Source organism: Acinetobacter sp. HR7 (genome assembly GCF_000773685.1).
Lineage (GTDB): Bacteria > Pseudomonadota > Gammaproteobacteria > Pseudomonadales > Moraxellaceae > Acinetobacter > Acinetobacter thermotolerans.
The window spans coordinates 1-16,579 of the sequence record NZ_JPQO01000150.1 but is presented as its reverse complement, the minus strand read 5'-3'; the positions used below and the strand labels follow the sequence as shown (position 1 = coordinate 16,579).

Below are 16,579 nucleotides of genomic sequence, written 5' to 3'. Positions count from 1 at the left end.
TGTGTAGATACCTATGCCCTATGGGAGAGGTTTTACGGCTAAAGGGATAAAACTGAGCGGGCATCCAAACCAGTTAAATGCCCGCCCAAACATCATTTTTAAAAGTGCGTTAGCAATGCTTAGTCAGCGGCGTAGCCTAGATTGACCATGTTAATGCGTTTGCTTTCGCCTTCTTCAGCACCTTCGGTTGAGCACGCCCCACCTTTAAAGTCAAAAATACGCTCTTTATCCAATGCTTCAAAGTCAAACAGTTCTCGGTCTGCCAGTTGTGATGGCGACACGTTTTGCAGCGCCCCGAAAATACTGTGCAGACGTTTTGGATGAGCATTGTCCCATTCACGCAGCATGTCATTGATGATGGCACGTTGCAGGTTTTCCTGAGAGCCACACAAGTTACATGGAATGATTGGGAACTGACGCATTTGTGCGTACTTGATGATGTCCTTCTCTTCCACATAAGCCAGTGGACGAATCAGGATATTTTTCTTGTCTGAAGACAGCAGTTTTGGTGGCATCGCTTTCAGGCTACCGCCATGGAACAGGTTCAGGAAGAATGTTGCCAGGATGTCATCACGGTGGTGACCCAACGCCACTTTAGTCGCGCCAATTTCCTGGGCAAAACCATATAGCGAACCGCGGCGCAAACGTGAACATACTGCACAGTAAGTCTTGCCTTCTGGCGTCAGCTTCTTGGTGATGCTGTAAGTATCTTTTTCCAGGATGTAATACGGGATGTTATTTTCTTCTAAATAACGTGGCAATACATCTTCAGGGAAGCCCGGCTGCTTCTGGTCCAGGTTGACTGCCACCACATCAAAGTTGATCGGTGCAATGCGTTTGAACTGCAGCAAAATGTCCAGCAAGGTATAACTGTCTTTACCACCAGAAATACACACCATGACCTTGTCACCGTCTTCGATCATTTTAAAGTCACGAATGGCGTGTCCGACCTGACGGCGCAGCTTTTTCAACAAACGGTAATACGCAGAGCTTGTTGGCAATTCCGGTTTGAAATTAAATCCCTGTTCGGATTCAACTGGTGAGTACATAGACGAGAATAACCCATAAATAAAAATACCGCGCAATTTTAGCTGATTCGTGCCGATCCCGCATTAAAAGAATTTATTTTCATTTAGTGGATGTGTCAGTTTCATTTTCATGTTTTATTTATATTGATAAATTGAACGAAACAGTTCATTTTTTGACCCAGATGCTTATCTTTTGGACTTTTCCACAGTTTTCCACAAAAGCTGTGGATAACTTTGTGGATTTAAAACTACTTGACAGCTTTATCGTCCGCAAAATTAAGGCTTCCATTTAAATTGATCATTTTTTAACCAATTTATTTTACATTTAAAATCAATTCTTTATGTGTGTCAAGAACATCATATTAAAAAAAAATAATTTTTTTTTGGTTAGTTCTTCAGCATTAGGGACTTGCATTTACAAACTTGTTTATAAATGCGCCGCTCGTCACTTTTCATTGCCGGAGATTTTGTTAAACTCTGTATTAAGTTTTGGGGACAAATGTTCAAGACATATACTTACAATGAAAAAATATTCATGGTTTAAGGGGACTTCTGTACTCGGTTGTCTGTGTTTTTTGATAGGAAATTCTGTCTTTACGCATGCAGGACAAATCTACATGTATAAAGATCACAATGGCACGACCTTATTAACCAACAAAAAAACCTCCGACAAGTCCTTAAAAAAAATTAAAGTGACCTACTATCCCGATAGTAATATTCATAGCTACAGCAACTGGGGCTCAAGCGAAGCTTCGGTCTTGCCAAGCTATAGCAAAAATAAAAATGCCTTTGACTCGATTATTAAACAGGCCGCACAGCAGCACGGTGTATCGGAAGGACTGATCAAGGCAGTGATGCATACTGAATCTGGCTTTAATGTGCATGCGCGTTCACCTGTAGGTGCGCAGGGTCTGATGCAGCTGATGCCTGCTACCGCTCGCCGTTTCAATGTCAGCAATGCCTATGATCCGCATCAGAACATTATGGCCGGTGCCAAATATTTGGCCTGGTTGCTCAAGCGTTTTAATGGCAATACTTCTTTAGCCCTGGCTGGCTATAATGCAGGTGAAGGTAATGTCGCCAAATATGGTGGTATACCGCCTTTCCGCGAAACCCAGGATTATGTGCGTCGTGTCACTAGCCGCTATCACAACCTGTATTCAAATGGAGTGGGCCTGAGTGCTTCGTCTGCATCCTCCTCTTCTACACCTGCATCACCAGAGCATAACAAGGTGATTGCCAGCTCAGCCAATTACCATGAACCGGCTGCGCCAACGCTGAAAGCCAATAATTATCAGCGTAAAATTATTGTCAATGGAGATGGTAGTTTTACCGATGCACCAGCAGGTTCTTATGCAACGGCGCATGCCACGGCATCTGCCCGAATTTATATTCATGACTAAATAACCACACAAAACTCCCCTGCTGTTTGTTCATGATGTCTGCAAACTGTCAGACAACCTCATGAAAGGCTGGGGAAATTCTGAGTAAATTGCTATTTTTTCCTTGAAATCTGAGTCATTTCGCCTCATATTGAGGGTAATGATTGTAATTTGATAATCAGATTATTTTTATATAATAAGAGGATTTCTCAATGATGCGGATTGGTTTGTTCTTGCTAACCAACCTCGCGGTACTGGTTGTAGCTGGCATTATCTTGTCACTCTTCGGTGTCGGTAGTTACCATGGCGCGGGTGGCTTGAATCTAGGCAACCTGCTGGTGATCTGTTTTGTGTTCGGTATGGTGGGCTCTCTGGTTTCGCTGTTCATGTCAAAATGGATGGCAAAGAAGACTACCGGTACGGAACTGATTGATCCCAACGCTCCACGTAACCAGGCAGAAGCATGGTTATTACAGGAAGTTGCACAGCTGTCTCAGCGTGCAGGCATTCGCATGCCGGAAGTGGGTATTTTCCCATCTTACCAGTCCAACGCATTCGCGACCGGCTGGAACAAAAATGATGCACTGGTTGCGGTTTCAACCGGTCTGCTGGAACGCATGAACAAAGATGAACTGCGTGCAGTACTGGCTCACGAAATTGGTCACGTTGCCAATGGTGACATGGTGACACTGGCCCTGATTCAGGGTGTGGTGAACGCCTTCGTGATGTTCTTTGCACGTGTGGTGGGTGACTTTATCGATCGTAACGTCTTCGGCCGTGAAGATGGCGAAGCACCGGGGATTGCTTACTTCGTAACAACCATCGTGCTGGATATTGTATTTGGTATCCTGGCGTCTGCGATCGTAATGTGGTTCTCTCGCTACCGTGAATACCGTGCCGATGAAGCAGGTGCACGTTTAGCAGGTAAACAGGCGATGATTTCTGCCCTGTTACGCTTACAAGCTGAATCTGAAATGCCAGATGCGATGCCTAAAGAAATGAAAGCATTTGCCATCTCTGCAGGTCAGGAACAAGGTTTCAGCCTAGCTGCTTTATTCCAGACTCACCCGACCATCGAACAACGTGTTGCAGCGCTGCAACAGCTGAATCTGCCTTAATCAGCTAACTGCTCTGATACATAAAAAAAGCCTCCGAAATGGAGGCTTTTTCTTTAGGCTCAATTAAATGGTAATTATGGATTCCACCACTGATAGATCGCCATCACGCCCCAGCCGATGGCAAGGATAAACAGGATCAGGAAAATGGTACCCAGAATGTCAGGAATATGAATCCAGATCCATGCGACGATTGGATTACGCCAGAAAGCGGATTGCTGCTGTTTCTGTTCCAGTTTTTCATGCAGAAAAGGATGCACCACATGATGTTCACTGCGAATCTGGTATTCCTCGCGGATATGTTCATGCACAATGTCTAAGGCTTTCCGGCTAGGGCGAATAAACACATCAAAAATCGTTCCGGCCACAGGAATAAATCCCACAACGGCGTCCATCACTGCCAGTTTCATGACGGGATTCAGCTTTGACTGTGGCACACCAATCTGACGCGCCTTATAGATCGCATAACAGGTCAAGGCAAAACCGGCTAAATCCCCCGCCACTGGAACAGTACTGAGTGCCGCATCGGCACCAACACCCTGCTTGGTAAAAGGAATCCGCACCACAGAGTCCATCATGTTGGCGAACTTGGCCAGATCACGCTCCAGCCGAATCACTTCCTGCTGGGTCATCTTTTTTGGATTGCTACTACCTGTTTCGATCATCAAGTTAACCGTTTTTCTTTTAATGATTCCCAGCCTACTGAAAATGCTTCCAAAAATATAGAGTATTTTTATTTACTTAAAATAGTAATTGGGAAGCCACAAACAGATAGACCACCACCCCGCTAGCATCACAGATCGACGTCACCAGAGGTGCAGAGGCACTAGCTGGATCCAGTTTCAGTTTATTTAGCACAAAGGGCAGACTCATCCCAATCAGGCAACCGAGCAGTACAATGCCCGTCATACTGATCGCCAGTACCACAGCCACCATCAGATCACTACGGATATAGCCGAGAATCGACACAGCCAGTGCCATGGTAAGTCCCAGACACAATGCGACCAAGGTTTCCCGTCTAATCAGCCTGAACCATTCCTTAAACTGCACATCTCCTGTTGCCAATGCACGAACCATCAAGGTCGCAGATTGTGAACCGGCATTCCCACCACTCCCGACAAGTAGTGGCAGAAAAAAGACCAAGACAATATGTTCAGAAATAATATCTTCATATCTGGCGATGCCAAAGCTAGAAAGCAAACTACCAAACACCAAGAGTACCAGCCAAAACACGCGCTTCTGATATAGGGACAGAATCGGTGCAGTTTTTAGGCTAAGCTGATCTAGTGGCTCAACCGCACCCGCTTTCAAGAAGTCCTCGGTGCTTTCTGCTTCGGCAATATCCATGGCATCGTCATAGGTCACAATCCCGACCAGACGCTGCTCGGCATCGACAATTGGCAAGGCAATGAAGTCATAGTAAGCCAGCCTGCGGGCAATCAGTTCCTGGTCTTCATCCACCGTGCCATAAATCACTTCTCGGGTCATCACTTCGGCAATTGTTGCGGTGGGTTGGGCCTGAACAATCTGGCGTAAAGAAATCACCCCAACCAGGTGCTGCTCGGCATCCACAATATAAATCAGATATAGAGTGTCATGATTACCGGCAATATCGCGTAGGGTTGCAATCGCCTCATGCATGGTTAGTTCAGGTGACAAGGTCACATAGTCTGAACTCATCAAAGCGCCGGCGGTTTCTTCCGGATAGGCATGCAGAACTTTTAGGGAATGATGTGCTTGAACTGAAAGTTTACTTAGCAATTGCTGCTGCTTTTCAATGGGCAACTGTTTGTACAGGTCAATAAAATCATCCGAATGCATAGCATTCAGCACACTGGCCAACTGCTCAATAGTAAGCTGATTCGCGATTTGCAGCTGCTGATCCAAAGGCAGGAATTCCAATACCTGTGCCGGATGTTTGACCTGTTCAAAACGGTACTGCCGGTCACCGGGTTTTAATTCAGACAGCAGGCGGGCCTGATCGGCCACATTTAGCTCAGACAGTTGCTGATCCACATTGGCTTGTTGCTGTTTTAACGATTCACGTACCTGTGTAAGATGCTGATCCGGCATGCCGCCCTCTTATTATTTTTTGCTTGATCTGAAATTTAGCATGCCCGACCTCAGTCAGGCATGCTCTATCTCATTGTCGTTGTAATATTTTTATATTAAGTAAAATGGTTTAGTTGAGTTGCATCTTTTTCTTCTGAAACAGTCTGCGTACCATCACATACATAAATGGAATAAAGATCAGGACCAGAATGGTTCCGAAAATCACCCCACCAAGCACGCTGACACCGATTTCCTGACGGCTGGCAGCGCCGGCACCAAAGGCAAATACCAGTGGCAGAATTCCAGCACCAAAGGCTAATGAAGTCATCAAAATTGGACGCAGACGCAGGCTAGCGCCTTCTAGTGCTGCAGCCACAATCGATTTACCCTGCTGTTCGGCCAGCGCCGCGAATTCCACAATCAAAATCGCATTCTTACAGGACAGGCCAATCGTGGTCAGTAAAGCAATCTGGAGATAGATGTCATTCGGGAAACCGGCCAAAAAGCTAAATATGATATTACCGCCAATGCCGAGTGGTATCGCCGACATTACTGCGGTTGGAATACTCCAGCTTTCGTAAAGTGCCGCCAGACACAGGAAGATAAAGCCAATCGACACCGCATACAGGATGATTGCCTGATTACTAGACTGTTTTTCTTCAAAAGACAGGCCACTCCAGGTCACATCAATGCCTTTCTGCTCCGCTACCAGCTGCTCGATATCACGCATGGCTTCACCACTGCTGGTATTTTTGCTGACATCGGCTTCCATTTGTAAGGCTGTATAGCCCATAAAGCGATTCACCACTTCTGGACCACCACTCCAATTCACGGTAGAGAAGTTACTAAACGGCACCATCTGGTTCTGGTCATTACGTACATGCCACAACGCCAGATCTTCCGGTTTAGAACGGAATTCGGCATCACCCTGCATCATCACCCGTTTGATGCGGCCACGGTCAATAAAGTCATTCACATAATTGCCGCCCCAAGCCGCAGACAAGGTGCTGTTAATGGCAGATTGGCTCAGACCATTGGCCATCGCCTGTTTCTGGTCGATATTGACCTTGAGTTCAGCTTTTTCCGGATTGGCTCGCTTGCCCAGATTTTCAAAGGTACTGTAGCGCTTGGCCTGTTCATCAATCAACTTATATTGATCTTCTAAATACTGGCGGCCATTACCCTCTACATCCCGAATCCAGAATTCCAGACCATCGGTTTGCCCCAGCCCACTGACCGAAGCTGGCATATTGATATTGACCTGTGCATCCTTAAAGCCACGGAAATGTTTCATGGCCCGTTCACGAATCGCCTGAGCTGTGTTTTCCTCGCCTTGACGCTCATCCCAGTGTTTTAGTGCCACGAAACCCGTCGCCAGGTTCTGGCCTGTACCAGAGAAGTTACGGCCATAACGCATCATGACTAGATTGATATTGTCTTTTTCCTGCTCAAGGAAATATTCACGAATCTTTTCACCAGCGGCAATAGTGTTTTTTAGCGGCGCCCCTTCCTGCAAACGAACCTGAATGCTGAGTGTGCCCTGATCCTCACTTGGCAGGAAGCTGGTGGGCAATGCTTTATAAAACAGGCCAAATACAATCAGCAGTCCACTAAATAACACCAGACAGACGGCTTTATGATCTAGAGTTTTGCTGGACAGGCTTAAATAACCTTGTTTCAGATTTTCCAGTTTCTGGTTAAACCATAGTGCCCAGCGTGCCGGTTTAGGATTGGGTTTGAGAATTAAAGCACACAGTGCCGGAGTTAAAATCAAGGCAACCATCAACGACAGTGACATTGCGGCCACCAGCGTGATGGAGAACTGGCGATAGATCACCCCGGTTGAACCGCCAAAGAAGGCCATCGGAATAAAGACAGCAGTCAGTACTAAAGTAATGCCGACCAGTGCCCCGCTAATTTCCTGCATGGATTCCAGCGCTGCTTCTTTGGCAGAAAGGTTCTTCTCATGCATCAGACGCTCGACATTTTCCACCACCACAATTGCATCATCGACCAGCAAACCAATTGCAAGGACGAGTGCAAATAGGGTTAAGGTGTTGATACTGAGTCCAATGGCATACAGAATTGCCATCGTACCAAGCAATACCACTGGAACAGTCACTGCAGGAATCAGTGTCGCTCGCCAGTTCTGCAGGAAGACAAACATCACTACAATGACCAAGATGATCGCTTCAGCCAGAGTCTTCACCACTTCCTTGATGGATTCCTGAACGAAAGGTGTGTTATCCCGCGGATAGGCAATCTTGTACCCTTCCGGCAACTGCTTGGAAAGACGCTCAATTTCAGTTTTAATCTTCTCTGAAGTGGCAATTGCATTGGCACCCGACGACAGCGAAATCGCCAAACCAGCGGATGGATAACTATTGGTAGTACTAAAGGACTGGTAGTTTTCGGCACCCAGTTCGATACGCGCAACATCTTTTAAATAGATAAAGCTACCGTCCCGGTCAGACTTGACAATAATATTTTCAAATTCTTCGATTGTTCTCAGACGTGTACCTGAAGTGACTTTGGCATTTAGGTACTGGTCTTCAACCGTTGGTAAATCACCGACTGCACCAGCAGCGACCTGAGTATTTTGCGCTTCAATCGCAGCCCGGATATCACTCGGCATCAGGTTATATTGCTTCAGCTTGTGCGGATTCAGCCAGATACGCATCGCATACTGCGAACCGAACACATCCACTTCACCCACGCCTTCGACCCGGGAAATATCCTGCTCGATATGGGTCGATAAATAGTCAGACAGGGCAATATTGTCACTACGGCGCGATTCGTCATACAGGCCGATCACCATATGGGTATCGCCAAGTGATTTGAAGACATTGACACCCTGACGCTGCACATCTTCTGGCAGCCGGTTCAGCACTCCATTAATCGCATTTTGTACCTGAACCTGTGCAGTGTCTGGATCAGTCCCATTTTCAAAACTGATATTGATCCGGCTACGCCCAGAAGAATCACTGCTGGAACTAAAATATAAAAGGTGATCAATCCCCTTGATCTGCTGCTCCAAGACCTGAGTCACACTCTCCTCAACCGTTTCCGCAGAAGCACCTGAATAAGTCGCTGATACTGTTACGCGAGGTGGAGCAATATCCGGATAGCGCTCAACAGGCAAATTCATCACCGCAAACAGGCCAATTGCCATCACCACGATAGCTAGTACGCCTGCAAAAATAGGTCGATGAATAAAAAACTTGGACAGCATGGGATTACATCACTTTTATATTAGGTGAATTGAAGGCTTGATCAGCTTATGGATATTCAATGACTGACTTTCAGAATGCAAGCCTTGAGCACAGAAAAACATGGATAAAATTAAATCATGAAGAAATTGTGAAGGTTTTTCACTTCATCTTAGTTTTTCAAATATTTATGACATTGTTTTTATTTTAGAGCAATAAAAAAACCCTGCTTTCGCAGGGTTTTTCGAATCAGGCTGGAGGATTAACCACCGAACTGGTTCATTGTGTTTTTCGCATCGTCACCCGCTTTAAGCGCGTTGTCACCAGCGAAGATTTCTTTGTGGTCATCACCGATGTCAGAACCAGCCATTGCTTGGTGTTTCACGCAAGCGATACCGCCGCGGATTTCTTTACGTTGAACGCCAGCAACATAAGCCAACATACCTTCGTCACCGAAGTAACCTTTAGCAAGCTCGTGAGTAGACAGAGCAGCTGTGTGGTAAGTAGGCAGAGTGATCAGGTGGTGGAATACACCCGCTTCACGTGCAGCGTCAGCCTGGAATGTACGGATTTTTTCGTCAGCATCAGCAGCCAGTTCAGAATCGTCGTACTCAGCGCTCATCAGTTTAGCACGGTCGTAACCAGAAACGTCTTTACCTTCAGCAACCCAACGGTCGTACGCTTGTTGACGGAAGTTCAGTGTCCAGTTGAATGAAGGCGAGTTGTTGTAAACAAGTTTCGCATTTGGAATCACTTCACGTACACGGTTAACCATGTGAGCGATTTCTTTTACGTTTGGAGTCGGGGTTTCGATCCAAAGTAAGTCAGCACCGTTTTGAAGGCTAGTGATACAGTCAAGAACAACACGGTCAATCTGAGTGCCTTCACGGAACTGGTACAGACCCGATGGAAGACGAGTTGGACGGTGCAGTTTGCCATCACGTTTGATCAAGATTTCATCTTCTTGAGCTTCAGAGATGTCGATCTCTTGAGTGTCTAAGTAGCTGATGTATTTAGAAGCGATGTCGCCTGGCTCTTTAGATACAGGGATCTTCTGAGTCAAGTCAGCGCCTTCAGAGTCAGTACGCGCAACGATGATACCGTCTTCAACACCCATTTCTAGGAATGCATAGCGAAGAGCGTGGATTTTCGCGATGAAGTCTTCGTGTGGAACTGTTACTTTACCAGCTTGGTGACCACATTGTTTCGCGTCAGAAACCTGGTTTTCGATTTGCAGTGCACAAGCACCAGCTTCGATCATTTTCTTAGCAAGCAGGTAAGTTGCTTCTTCGTTACCGAAACCAGCGTCGATGTCGGCAATGATTGGCACAACGTGAGTTTCGAAGTTGTCGATTTGAGCAGTGATTTCTGCAACTTTAGCAGCGTCGCCAGCTTCTTTTGCTTTGTTTAAAGCACGGAACAGGTCGTTCAGTTCTTTTGCATCAGCTTGACGAAGGAAAGTGTAGATTTCTTCGATCAGTGCAGGAACAGAAGTTTTTTCGTGCATAGATTGGTCAGGAAGTGGACCGAACTCAGAACGAAGTGCTGCAACCATCCAGCCAGACAGGTAGATGTAGCGTTTAGAAGTCGTACCGAAGTATTTTTTGTTCGCAATCATTTTTTGCTGAGCGATGAAACCGTGCCAGCAGCCTAATGATTGAGTGTACTTGCTAGAGTCAGCATCGTATTCAGCCATATCACGACGCATAATCGCCGCTGTATATTTCGCAATGTCTAAACCGGTTTTGAAACGGTTCTGAAGTTGCATACGCGCAGCATCTTCAGGACTGATGTCTGCCCAAGTGTTGCCGAATTTCGCTTTTAATTCGCGGATTGCATCAATCGCTGTTTGGTATGTAGTCATGATATTTTCCTGTATTAATTTTAGGATTTTCTTCAACGATGTACTAAAATCAGACCCTCAAAACTTTGTTTAGATTTTAGTCAGCTCGTTGCGATGGTTAAAGATTAGTTTGACTGAAAAAATTAATCCAATATTCTGCAAGAATTATCATTATTTATTTAAAAAATATGTAGATCAAAGTCTAAATATAATTTAACCAATATTTTATAAATATCTGTTTTTTATATTTTATTTTTAAATTTTAAAAATTTATATTCGCGCATTTTTTCTACGATTCGTGCGAAAAATATTCATTAGACTTAAGTCTTGACCAGGTTGTTCTGCCGCTTTTTTCTCCATTTTTCCGTCTCTTTTTGCCATTGTTTTTTAAAAGTCATTTTTCACAAAGGATATTTTTCACACTACTTTTCCATTATTTTAAAATGATCAAGAAATGAAAGTGGAATGCTTAACCTAACCCCGAAAATCAGTCTAAAATGTGCAGCAGTTTTCAAAGCTCTATTGACCGAATTGACAGGTAATTTAAACCTTAAAGCCAGTTCAAAAACCCTTCCACCAACTGCAAATTTATCTACAAATGGTGTGTCTTTTTTTTCATCAACCACATACACAACCCGCAGTACTTGTGGCATAATCACTACAATTTCATGATTTTATTTTCGGTATTTTTTTTATGAATCTGGAGCGGGTCGACCTCAATCTATTAATTTATCTTGATGTACTTCTTCGCGAAAAAAATGTTACGCGTGCAGCTGAGCAATTGGGTGTCACCCAGCCAGCCATGAGTAACATCTTGCGTCGTTTACGCAACTTATTTAATGATCCGCTCCTGATCCGTTCTTCTGAAGGCATGACCCCGACAGAACGTGCATTGGAACTGCAACCGCGTATCCGTGATGCCCTGTCTGACCTCTCGATGATTCTGGAACCGCGTACCGAGTTCCGCCCTTATACCTCTAACCGCGTATTCCGGATCATGACCTCAGATTATGCCGAAGCCACTTTGGTGCCGCGTCTGGTCAAAGCGCTGCGTTCTGAAGCGCCGAATGTGGTGCTCGACTTTCTTACGCCAAGTGACGTGTCCTACCGTGATATGGAACAAGGTAAGGTTGATCTAGCCATTAACCGATTCAATGAAATTCCACAAAGTTTCCACCAGGTCTTGGTCTGGCGTGACAGTTTCTCTTGCTTGCTGAATAGCAAACACCCTGCTTCAAGCAACTTAAACCTGAAAAGTTATCTAGATGCACAGCATATCTGGGTATCAAAAACCGGTATGGGGGTTGGCTTCGGCGTGAATCCTGAAAAACAGGCAGGACTCGGCTGGATTGATCAGGCTTTAGAGCGTATTGGCCAAAAACGTAAAATCTCGGTATTTACTCGTCATTATCAAATGCCAGGGCTTTTAGCATCGAATGTAGATCTGATCGCGACCCTGCCAACACGAATTGCACGTCTGCAAGCCAAAAATCAAAACTTACTTATTAAAGATCCTCCGTTCTATATTCCAGAGTTCGAACTGAAGATGGCATGGTGTCCGTTATTGCACCATCATCCAGCCCATCGCTGGTTACGTCAGTTGATTCTCTATGTAGCGCGTCAGATGATTGATGAGGAAAACCGCGAATTTTTGGCGAATAATTCCCAATTTTCGCATTATTAATTTAAATTTCTCATAAATTCTTATTTTTTAAGCTTATACTGTAAGGACTTGAGATCGGTTTTATACCGCTTAAGTCCTTTTTTGTGTTAAAAATATTCCAAGATAATATCAATCCACAGGTGGATTCCGTGAGCCTCTTTCAAAATATCGTGATTATCTTAATACTCATCGCGGGGGCCGGTTTTTTATCATTAACTGAAATCGCGCTTGCAGGTGCCCGTAAAGTCAAATTAAAAATTTTGGCTGAATCGGGTGATTACCGCGCGCAAAAAGTGCTCGATTTACAGGAAAACTCAGCAGATTTCTTTGCTGCCTCCCAAATTGGTCTGAATGCTGTCGCCATCCTTGGCGGTATTTTAGGTGAAGGGGCATTTCGTCCTTATTTCCTGGAATTTATCCGGCAGTTTTATCAGGGGCCATGGGCGGATACTATCGGCTTTGCTCTCTCCTTCACGTTAGTTACCTCCCTGTTCATTCTATTTGCCGACCTGATGCCAAAACGTCTGGCCATGATTGCACCGGAAAGTATTGCCATTTCTGTCATCAATCCGATTCAGGTCTTTATCAAAATCTGTAAACCACTGGCATGGTTTATCAACGTGATCGCTAATACCCTGTTTCGCCTATTTAAGGTCAATACCACCCGTGAAGACAATATCACCTTTGATGATATTTCAGCGGTAATGGATGCGGGTGCACAGGCCGGTGTGTTGCAAAAACAGGAACACCATTTCATTGAAAATGTGTTTGAGCTTGAGGAGCGTACCGTTCCATCAAGTATGACCACACGTGAAAACGTGGTGTATTTCACCATCAATGAATCTGAAGAAAGTATTCGTCAGAAACTGGCAGAATTTCCATATTCCAAATTCCTAGTCTGTAATGGAAATATTGACCAGGTGATTGGCTACGTCGATGCCAAAGATATTCTGGTGCGGATTCTGAATAACCAGAGCCTTAATCAGCTGAATGAATCCACCATTCGTAATGTGCTGACCATTCCAGATACCTTAACCTTGTCTGAACTGCTGGACCGTTTCCGTTCAACCAAGGAAAAGTTTGCAGTGGTCATTAATGAATATGCACTGGTGGTCGGTGTGATTACTTTGTCAGATATCATGATCACCGTGATGGGCGACTGGGTAACGCCAATGGAAGAGGATCAGCAGATCATCAAGCGTGATGCGGACTCCTGGCTGATCGAAGGCAGCACGCCAATTGAAGACCTGAAACACGCGCTTGAAATTGATGAAATGCCGGAAGAAGAAAATTATGAAACCCTGGCTGGTTTTATGATGTACAAACTACGTAAGATTCCACGCCCGGCCGATATCGTGATGCATGGCGGCTATAAATTTGAAGTAGTTGACGTCGATCATTTTAAAATTGACCAGCTCCTAGTCACCCGATTGCTGGAACCGAATAAAAACAACGAAGAAGAATCAGAGTAATCTGGTTCTTCTTTTTTTCAATTGATAATAGAAAACCGAAGAATAAGAATAAGGTGATAAATGAATATTTTTGCGATCCTGGCTTGTCTCAGTTTTTACTCAGCACTGTATCTATTTTATTTTTTCTTTGTGCGCGAACAAAATCCCTTGCTGCTATTCGCTGCGATTGCCTTGTTGATCTTTACGATAATCCTGATTCCCTATCCGCATGAACACAGACGTCGTGGCTTTGACTCTACTTTAACTTGGGGAAACTATCTGCTCTATCCACTCATTACTTGGTGGAAAATATTTATCCTTCCCATCAGCTGGTTACTTGCCCTGATCTATAAGGATTAAAAAAGCACCCATTAGGGTGCTTGATCTTATTTACCAAACTTGCTGATCAGCTCATCCAGCACCGCCTGATAATGAATGCGGATATCATCTTCCAGAATCTTGTAGGCATTATCGAATTGCACCATAGGCCAGCCTTCTTTCCAGAACGGGAAGATATTGTGCAGGTCATGGGTCACAATCGCATCTTCATGCACGATCGCCTGCGCAATCTGTGCCAGCACAAAAGCAGTTTCCGCCCCATCAATCGCCAGATAATCAATCCCACGCGCTTTTAAAATACGGATACGGTCTTTCTTGTAGCGAATCTTTTTGATCTGAGCTTCGTTCAGGTTTAAAGCCAAGGCTACCGCTTCAACAAACTTAGCTTCAAATGACTGATGCAATGCAACCAATGCCTGCTTATGCGCTTCCTGACGACCAGCTTTACCGCCCTGGCGAATAGTTTCTTTCGCTTCTTCATTCAGCACATCGTTTTTCATGCTTTGCAGGATGTCCAGAATTTCGATATCGCTTAATGTCGCAGGAGATTGATCAGTCATGAACTGTCCTTAAAAAATAGAATTTCAACAATGAGCTATTTTCGCATAATTCACACTGAAAAAGATAAATTCCTGCTGTTCACTGCATGATTTAATCCGTACGAGAATTTTCAGGAAAAATGCAGTGATTTACTCTATAGTAATGGTATTGATTTATCTCATAATTTAGCCTACATGCAAAACCAACAAGTAACTGTGCTGCTTCAACAACTTCAACTGCTCTACCCAACAGCATTCCGGCACAATTACCTGTTCTATGGCCAGATCAAAACCAAAGGCGTACTGGATGACCGCCGCGAGTTTATTCCCTGGATTCTGGCCTGCATGATCTTTATTCCGATCAGTTTTGTACTTAAAGATGTTTTTAGTAGCGTTCTGGTACCTCTGAGTAGTTTTGAAGCGCATAGCTATGCCTGCCTTGCCATTCTGCTGTTTCTAATGCTGGTTGTACCTCTAGTCATTAAACAGATCCGTCATTCTTCACATTCACTCTATCAGCATGTACGCAATACGCCAATCAAGCTGACTGCTGTGATCCTGCTTTCTGCGCTGAATATTGAATGTCTGCACAGCCAATGGGTAATGTGGGTCTTGTTGTTCTTTGGTGTCAGTTTTGGCTTTGTGCGTTTTTATAAAGAAAATCTGTTCCGTCAAAATACGCATGACACCGAGCAGTATCAACTGCATCAGTTACGGAGGATCTGTTTCTGGGCATATAAACAAAGCCGTTTGACCCGCTGGAAATTACGTTGGATGTCTGCCCAGAATCCCAAATACCAGACTTTACAACGTCAGTTGAACCAGTATGCAGATCTCTATAGCCAGCTGCTGAAACTGGAACATCAGTACTGTAAACGTATTAAGCATATTGATATCAAAAGCTATCTGGATGAGATGCTTTAAATGAATGGAAGAAGATTTAAATTAGAAGCTTTTATTTCGCTTTTTAAAATCAATAAATTGAATGAAAAGCCAACAAATAATGTGAAATCAGCTTGCCAAGAGCTTTCTGCTCATCTATGATGGCGCGCATGCCCGAGTGGTGAAATCGGTAGACACAGGGGATTTAAAATCCCCCGCCCTTCAAGGCGTGCCAGTTCGAGTCTGGCCTCGGGCACCATTTTAGTTCTGATTAAAATGGTACAAAGCAAAATCCCAGCGTGAGCTGGTTTTTTTGTATCCAAATTTCAAAATCGAACACTTCTTCGCCATGTCTGCATCTCGCTCCTTCGATCTAGCCAAACTCCAGTTACGCCATCCTGATGCATTTTTTTGCACGCTCAGCTACAGCCGCTATAAATATTTGAATCAAGCCATTGATCCGTATTTATATTTACGCATGGGAATTTTGATCCTGATCACGGGATTTTGCTGCCTGTGCTTCTCGCTGCCTTTTTATCCTGACTTTGTCGCTTCCAAGCATCAAGCCATTAGTGCAGGGATGATTGTGCTCATCAGTATGCTCTATCCTTATATCTGGCGTGCCCAATATCAGGCCAAGTATAGTTCTGCACGTTTCGCAAAACGTTTACAACGCTGTTTGTATATTCAAGCTCTGATCGTTATCTTATCTTGGGTTAATTTCCAGTACTTTCATTCAGTTTATATCACTGTCCCTTGTTTGATCTTACTTGCTTTCGGCAGTTTTGTCGCAGTTTGGGTTGAACCTTGTTTTAAAAACTCAACCAGCAGCATCCTGCTGGTACGTTTGCAGAAAATCCGTCAACTGGCTTACTGGTCATATCAGGAATCACAAAGCAAACAGCCACAACCTGTGCCACTACAAAAGGATTTAAAACAGTATTATCTAGATTTGCACCAACGCTGCATGCAGGAAGAGCAGAAACTGCTGGATGAAATCCATTATAAAAACTTTAAAGATGCATTCTTAGATCATTAAGAAAAAGCCCTGTATTTACAGTAATGCCAGTCAGTTA

Annotated in this window: 14 protein-coding genes and 1 tRNA gene; 8 read left to right on the top strand and 7 right to left on the bottom strand. The window is 44.4% G+C overall.

Going from position 1 to position 16,579, the window contains the following annotated elements; translation table 11 throughout:
• Window positions 1–119 precede the first annotated feature (119 nt).
• Window positions 120–1,049 (bottom strand): tRNA 2-thiocytidine(32) synthetase TtcA, encoded by a 930-nt coding sequence (ttcA, locus tag GW12_RS06860; RefSeq protein ID WP_034585332.1) that lies wholly within the window; start codon window positions 1,047–1,049, stop codon window positions 120–122.
• A gap of 500 nt (window positions 1,050–1,549) precedes the next feature.
• Here ttcA and GW12_RS06855 point away from each other — a divergent pair, with 500 nt between their 5' ends.
• Both GW12_RS06855 and htpX read left to right on the top strand, forming a co-directional pair.
• Complete coding sequence (locus GW12_RS06855) at window positions 1,550–2,431, top strand: lytic transglycosylase domain-containing protein (protein ID WP_034585330.1); 882 nt, start codon at window positions 1,550–1,552, stop codon at window positions 2,429–2,431.
• 191 nt (window positions 2,432–2,622) lie between these two features.
• Window positions 2,623–3,528, top strand: coding sequence for a protease HtpX (htpX, locus tag GW12_RS06850; protein ID WP_034585327.1), 906 nt, complete (start codon window positions 2,623–2,625; stop codon window positions 3,526–3,528).
• A gap of 74 nt (window positions 3,529–3,602) precedes the next feature.
• Here htpX and GW12_RS06845 read toward each other — a convergent pair whose 3' ends face one another.
• From GW12_RS06845 to GW12_RS06825, 5 genes are all read right to left on the bottom strand, one after another.
• A complete protein-coding gene (locus GW12_RS06845) occupies window positions 3,603–4,190 on the bottom strand; it encodes a DUF4112 domain-containing protein (protein WP_034585324.1) in 588 nt (195 codons plus the stop codon).
• A 76-nt stretch (window positions 4,191–4,266) separates the two neighbouring features.
• Entirely contained in the window at window positions 4,267–5,598 is a 1,332-nt protein-coding gene (gene mgtE / locus GW12_RS06840; RefSeq protein ID WP_034585321.1) for a magnesium transporter, read from the bottom strand.
• 109 nt (window positions 5,599–5,707) lie between these two features.
• Window positions 5,708–8,809 (bottom strand): multidrug efflux RND transporter permease subunit, encoded by a 3,102-nt coding sequence (locus GW12_RS06835; protein WP_034585319.1) that lies wholly within the window; start codon window positions 8,807–8,809, stop codon window positions 5,708–5,710.
• 239 nt (window positions 8,810–9,048) lie between these two features.
• Window positions 9,049–10,650 carry an isocitrate lyase gene (locus tag GW12_RS06830; RefSeq protein ID WP_034585317.1) on the bottom strand — a complete coding sequence of 534 codons (1,602 nt, stop codon included), beginning with the start codon at window positions 10,648–10,650 and terminating at the stop codon, window positions 9,049–9,051.
• Window positions 10,651–11,051: 401 nt separating this feature from the next.
• Window positions 11,052–11,282: a hypothetical protein gene (locus GW12_RS06825; RefSeq protein ID WP_034585315.1), complete on the bottom strand. Its 231-nt coding sequence runs from the start codon at window positions 11,280–11,282 to the stop codon at window positions 11,052–11,054.
• A 41-nt stretch (window positions 11,283–11,323) separates the two neighbouring features.
• On the opposite strand from GW12_RS06825, the gene GW12_RS06820 reads away from it, so the two are divergent.
• The 3 genes from GW12_RS06820 (at window position 11,324) to GW12_RS06810 (ending at window position 14,103) form a co-directional block, all read left to right on the top strand.
• Window positions 11,324–12,313: a LysR family transcriptional regulator gene (locus GW12_RS06820; RefSeq protein WP_034585312.1), complete on the top strand. Its 990-nt coding sequence runs from the start codon at window positions 11,324–11,326 to the stop codon at window positions 12,311–12,313.
• 128 nt (window positions 12,314–12,441) lie between these two features.
• Window positions 12,442–13,764: a hemolysin family protein gene (locus tag GW12_RS06815; RefSeq protein WP_034585338.1), complete on the top strand. Its 1,323-nt coding sequence runs from the start codon at window positions 12,442–12,444 to the stop codon at window positions 13,762–13,764.
• Window positions 13,765–13,824: 60 nt separating this feature from the next.
• Entirely contained in the window at window positions 13,825–14,103 is a 279-nt protein-coding gene (locus GW12_RS06810) for a hypothetical protein (RefSeq protein WP_034585309.1), read from the top strand.
• Between the two features lie 26 nt (window positions 14,104–14,129).
• Here the strand turns inward: GW12_RS06810 and GW12_RS06805 are convergent, their stop codons facing one another.
• The gene (locus GW12_RS06805) at window positions 14,130–14,642 is read right to left on the bottom strand and encodes a hypothetical protein (protein ID WP_034585306.1); all 513 of its coding nucleotides are present in this window, start codon (window positions 14,640–14,642) and stop codon (window positions 14,130–14,132) included.
• Window positions 14,643–14,816: 174 nt separating this feature from the next.
• Between GW12_RS06805 and GW12_RS06800 the strand changes: the two genes are divergently transcribed.
• The 3 genes from GW12_RS06800 (at window position 14,817) to GW12_RS06790 (ending at window position 16,542) form a co-directional block, all read left to right on the top strand.
• Window positions 14,817–15,545: a hypothetical protein gene (locus GW12_RS06800; protein WP_034585303.1), complete on the top strand. Its 729-nt coding sequence runs from the start codon at window positions 14,817–14,819 to the stop codon at window positions 15,543–15,545.
• 130 nt (window positions 15,546–15,675) lie between these two features.
• Window positions 15,676–15,762: transfer RNA gene (locus GW12_RS06795), tRNA-Leu, on the top strand.
• A 90-nt stretch (window positions 15,763–15,852) separates the two neighbouring features.
• A complete protein-coding gene (locus GW12_RS06790) occupies window positions 15,853–16,542 on the top strand; it encodes a hypothetical protein (RefSeq protein ID WP_034585335.1) in 690 nt (229 codons plus the stop codon).
• Window positions 16,543–16,579 lie beyond the last annotated feature (37 nt).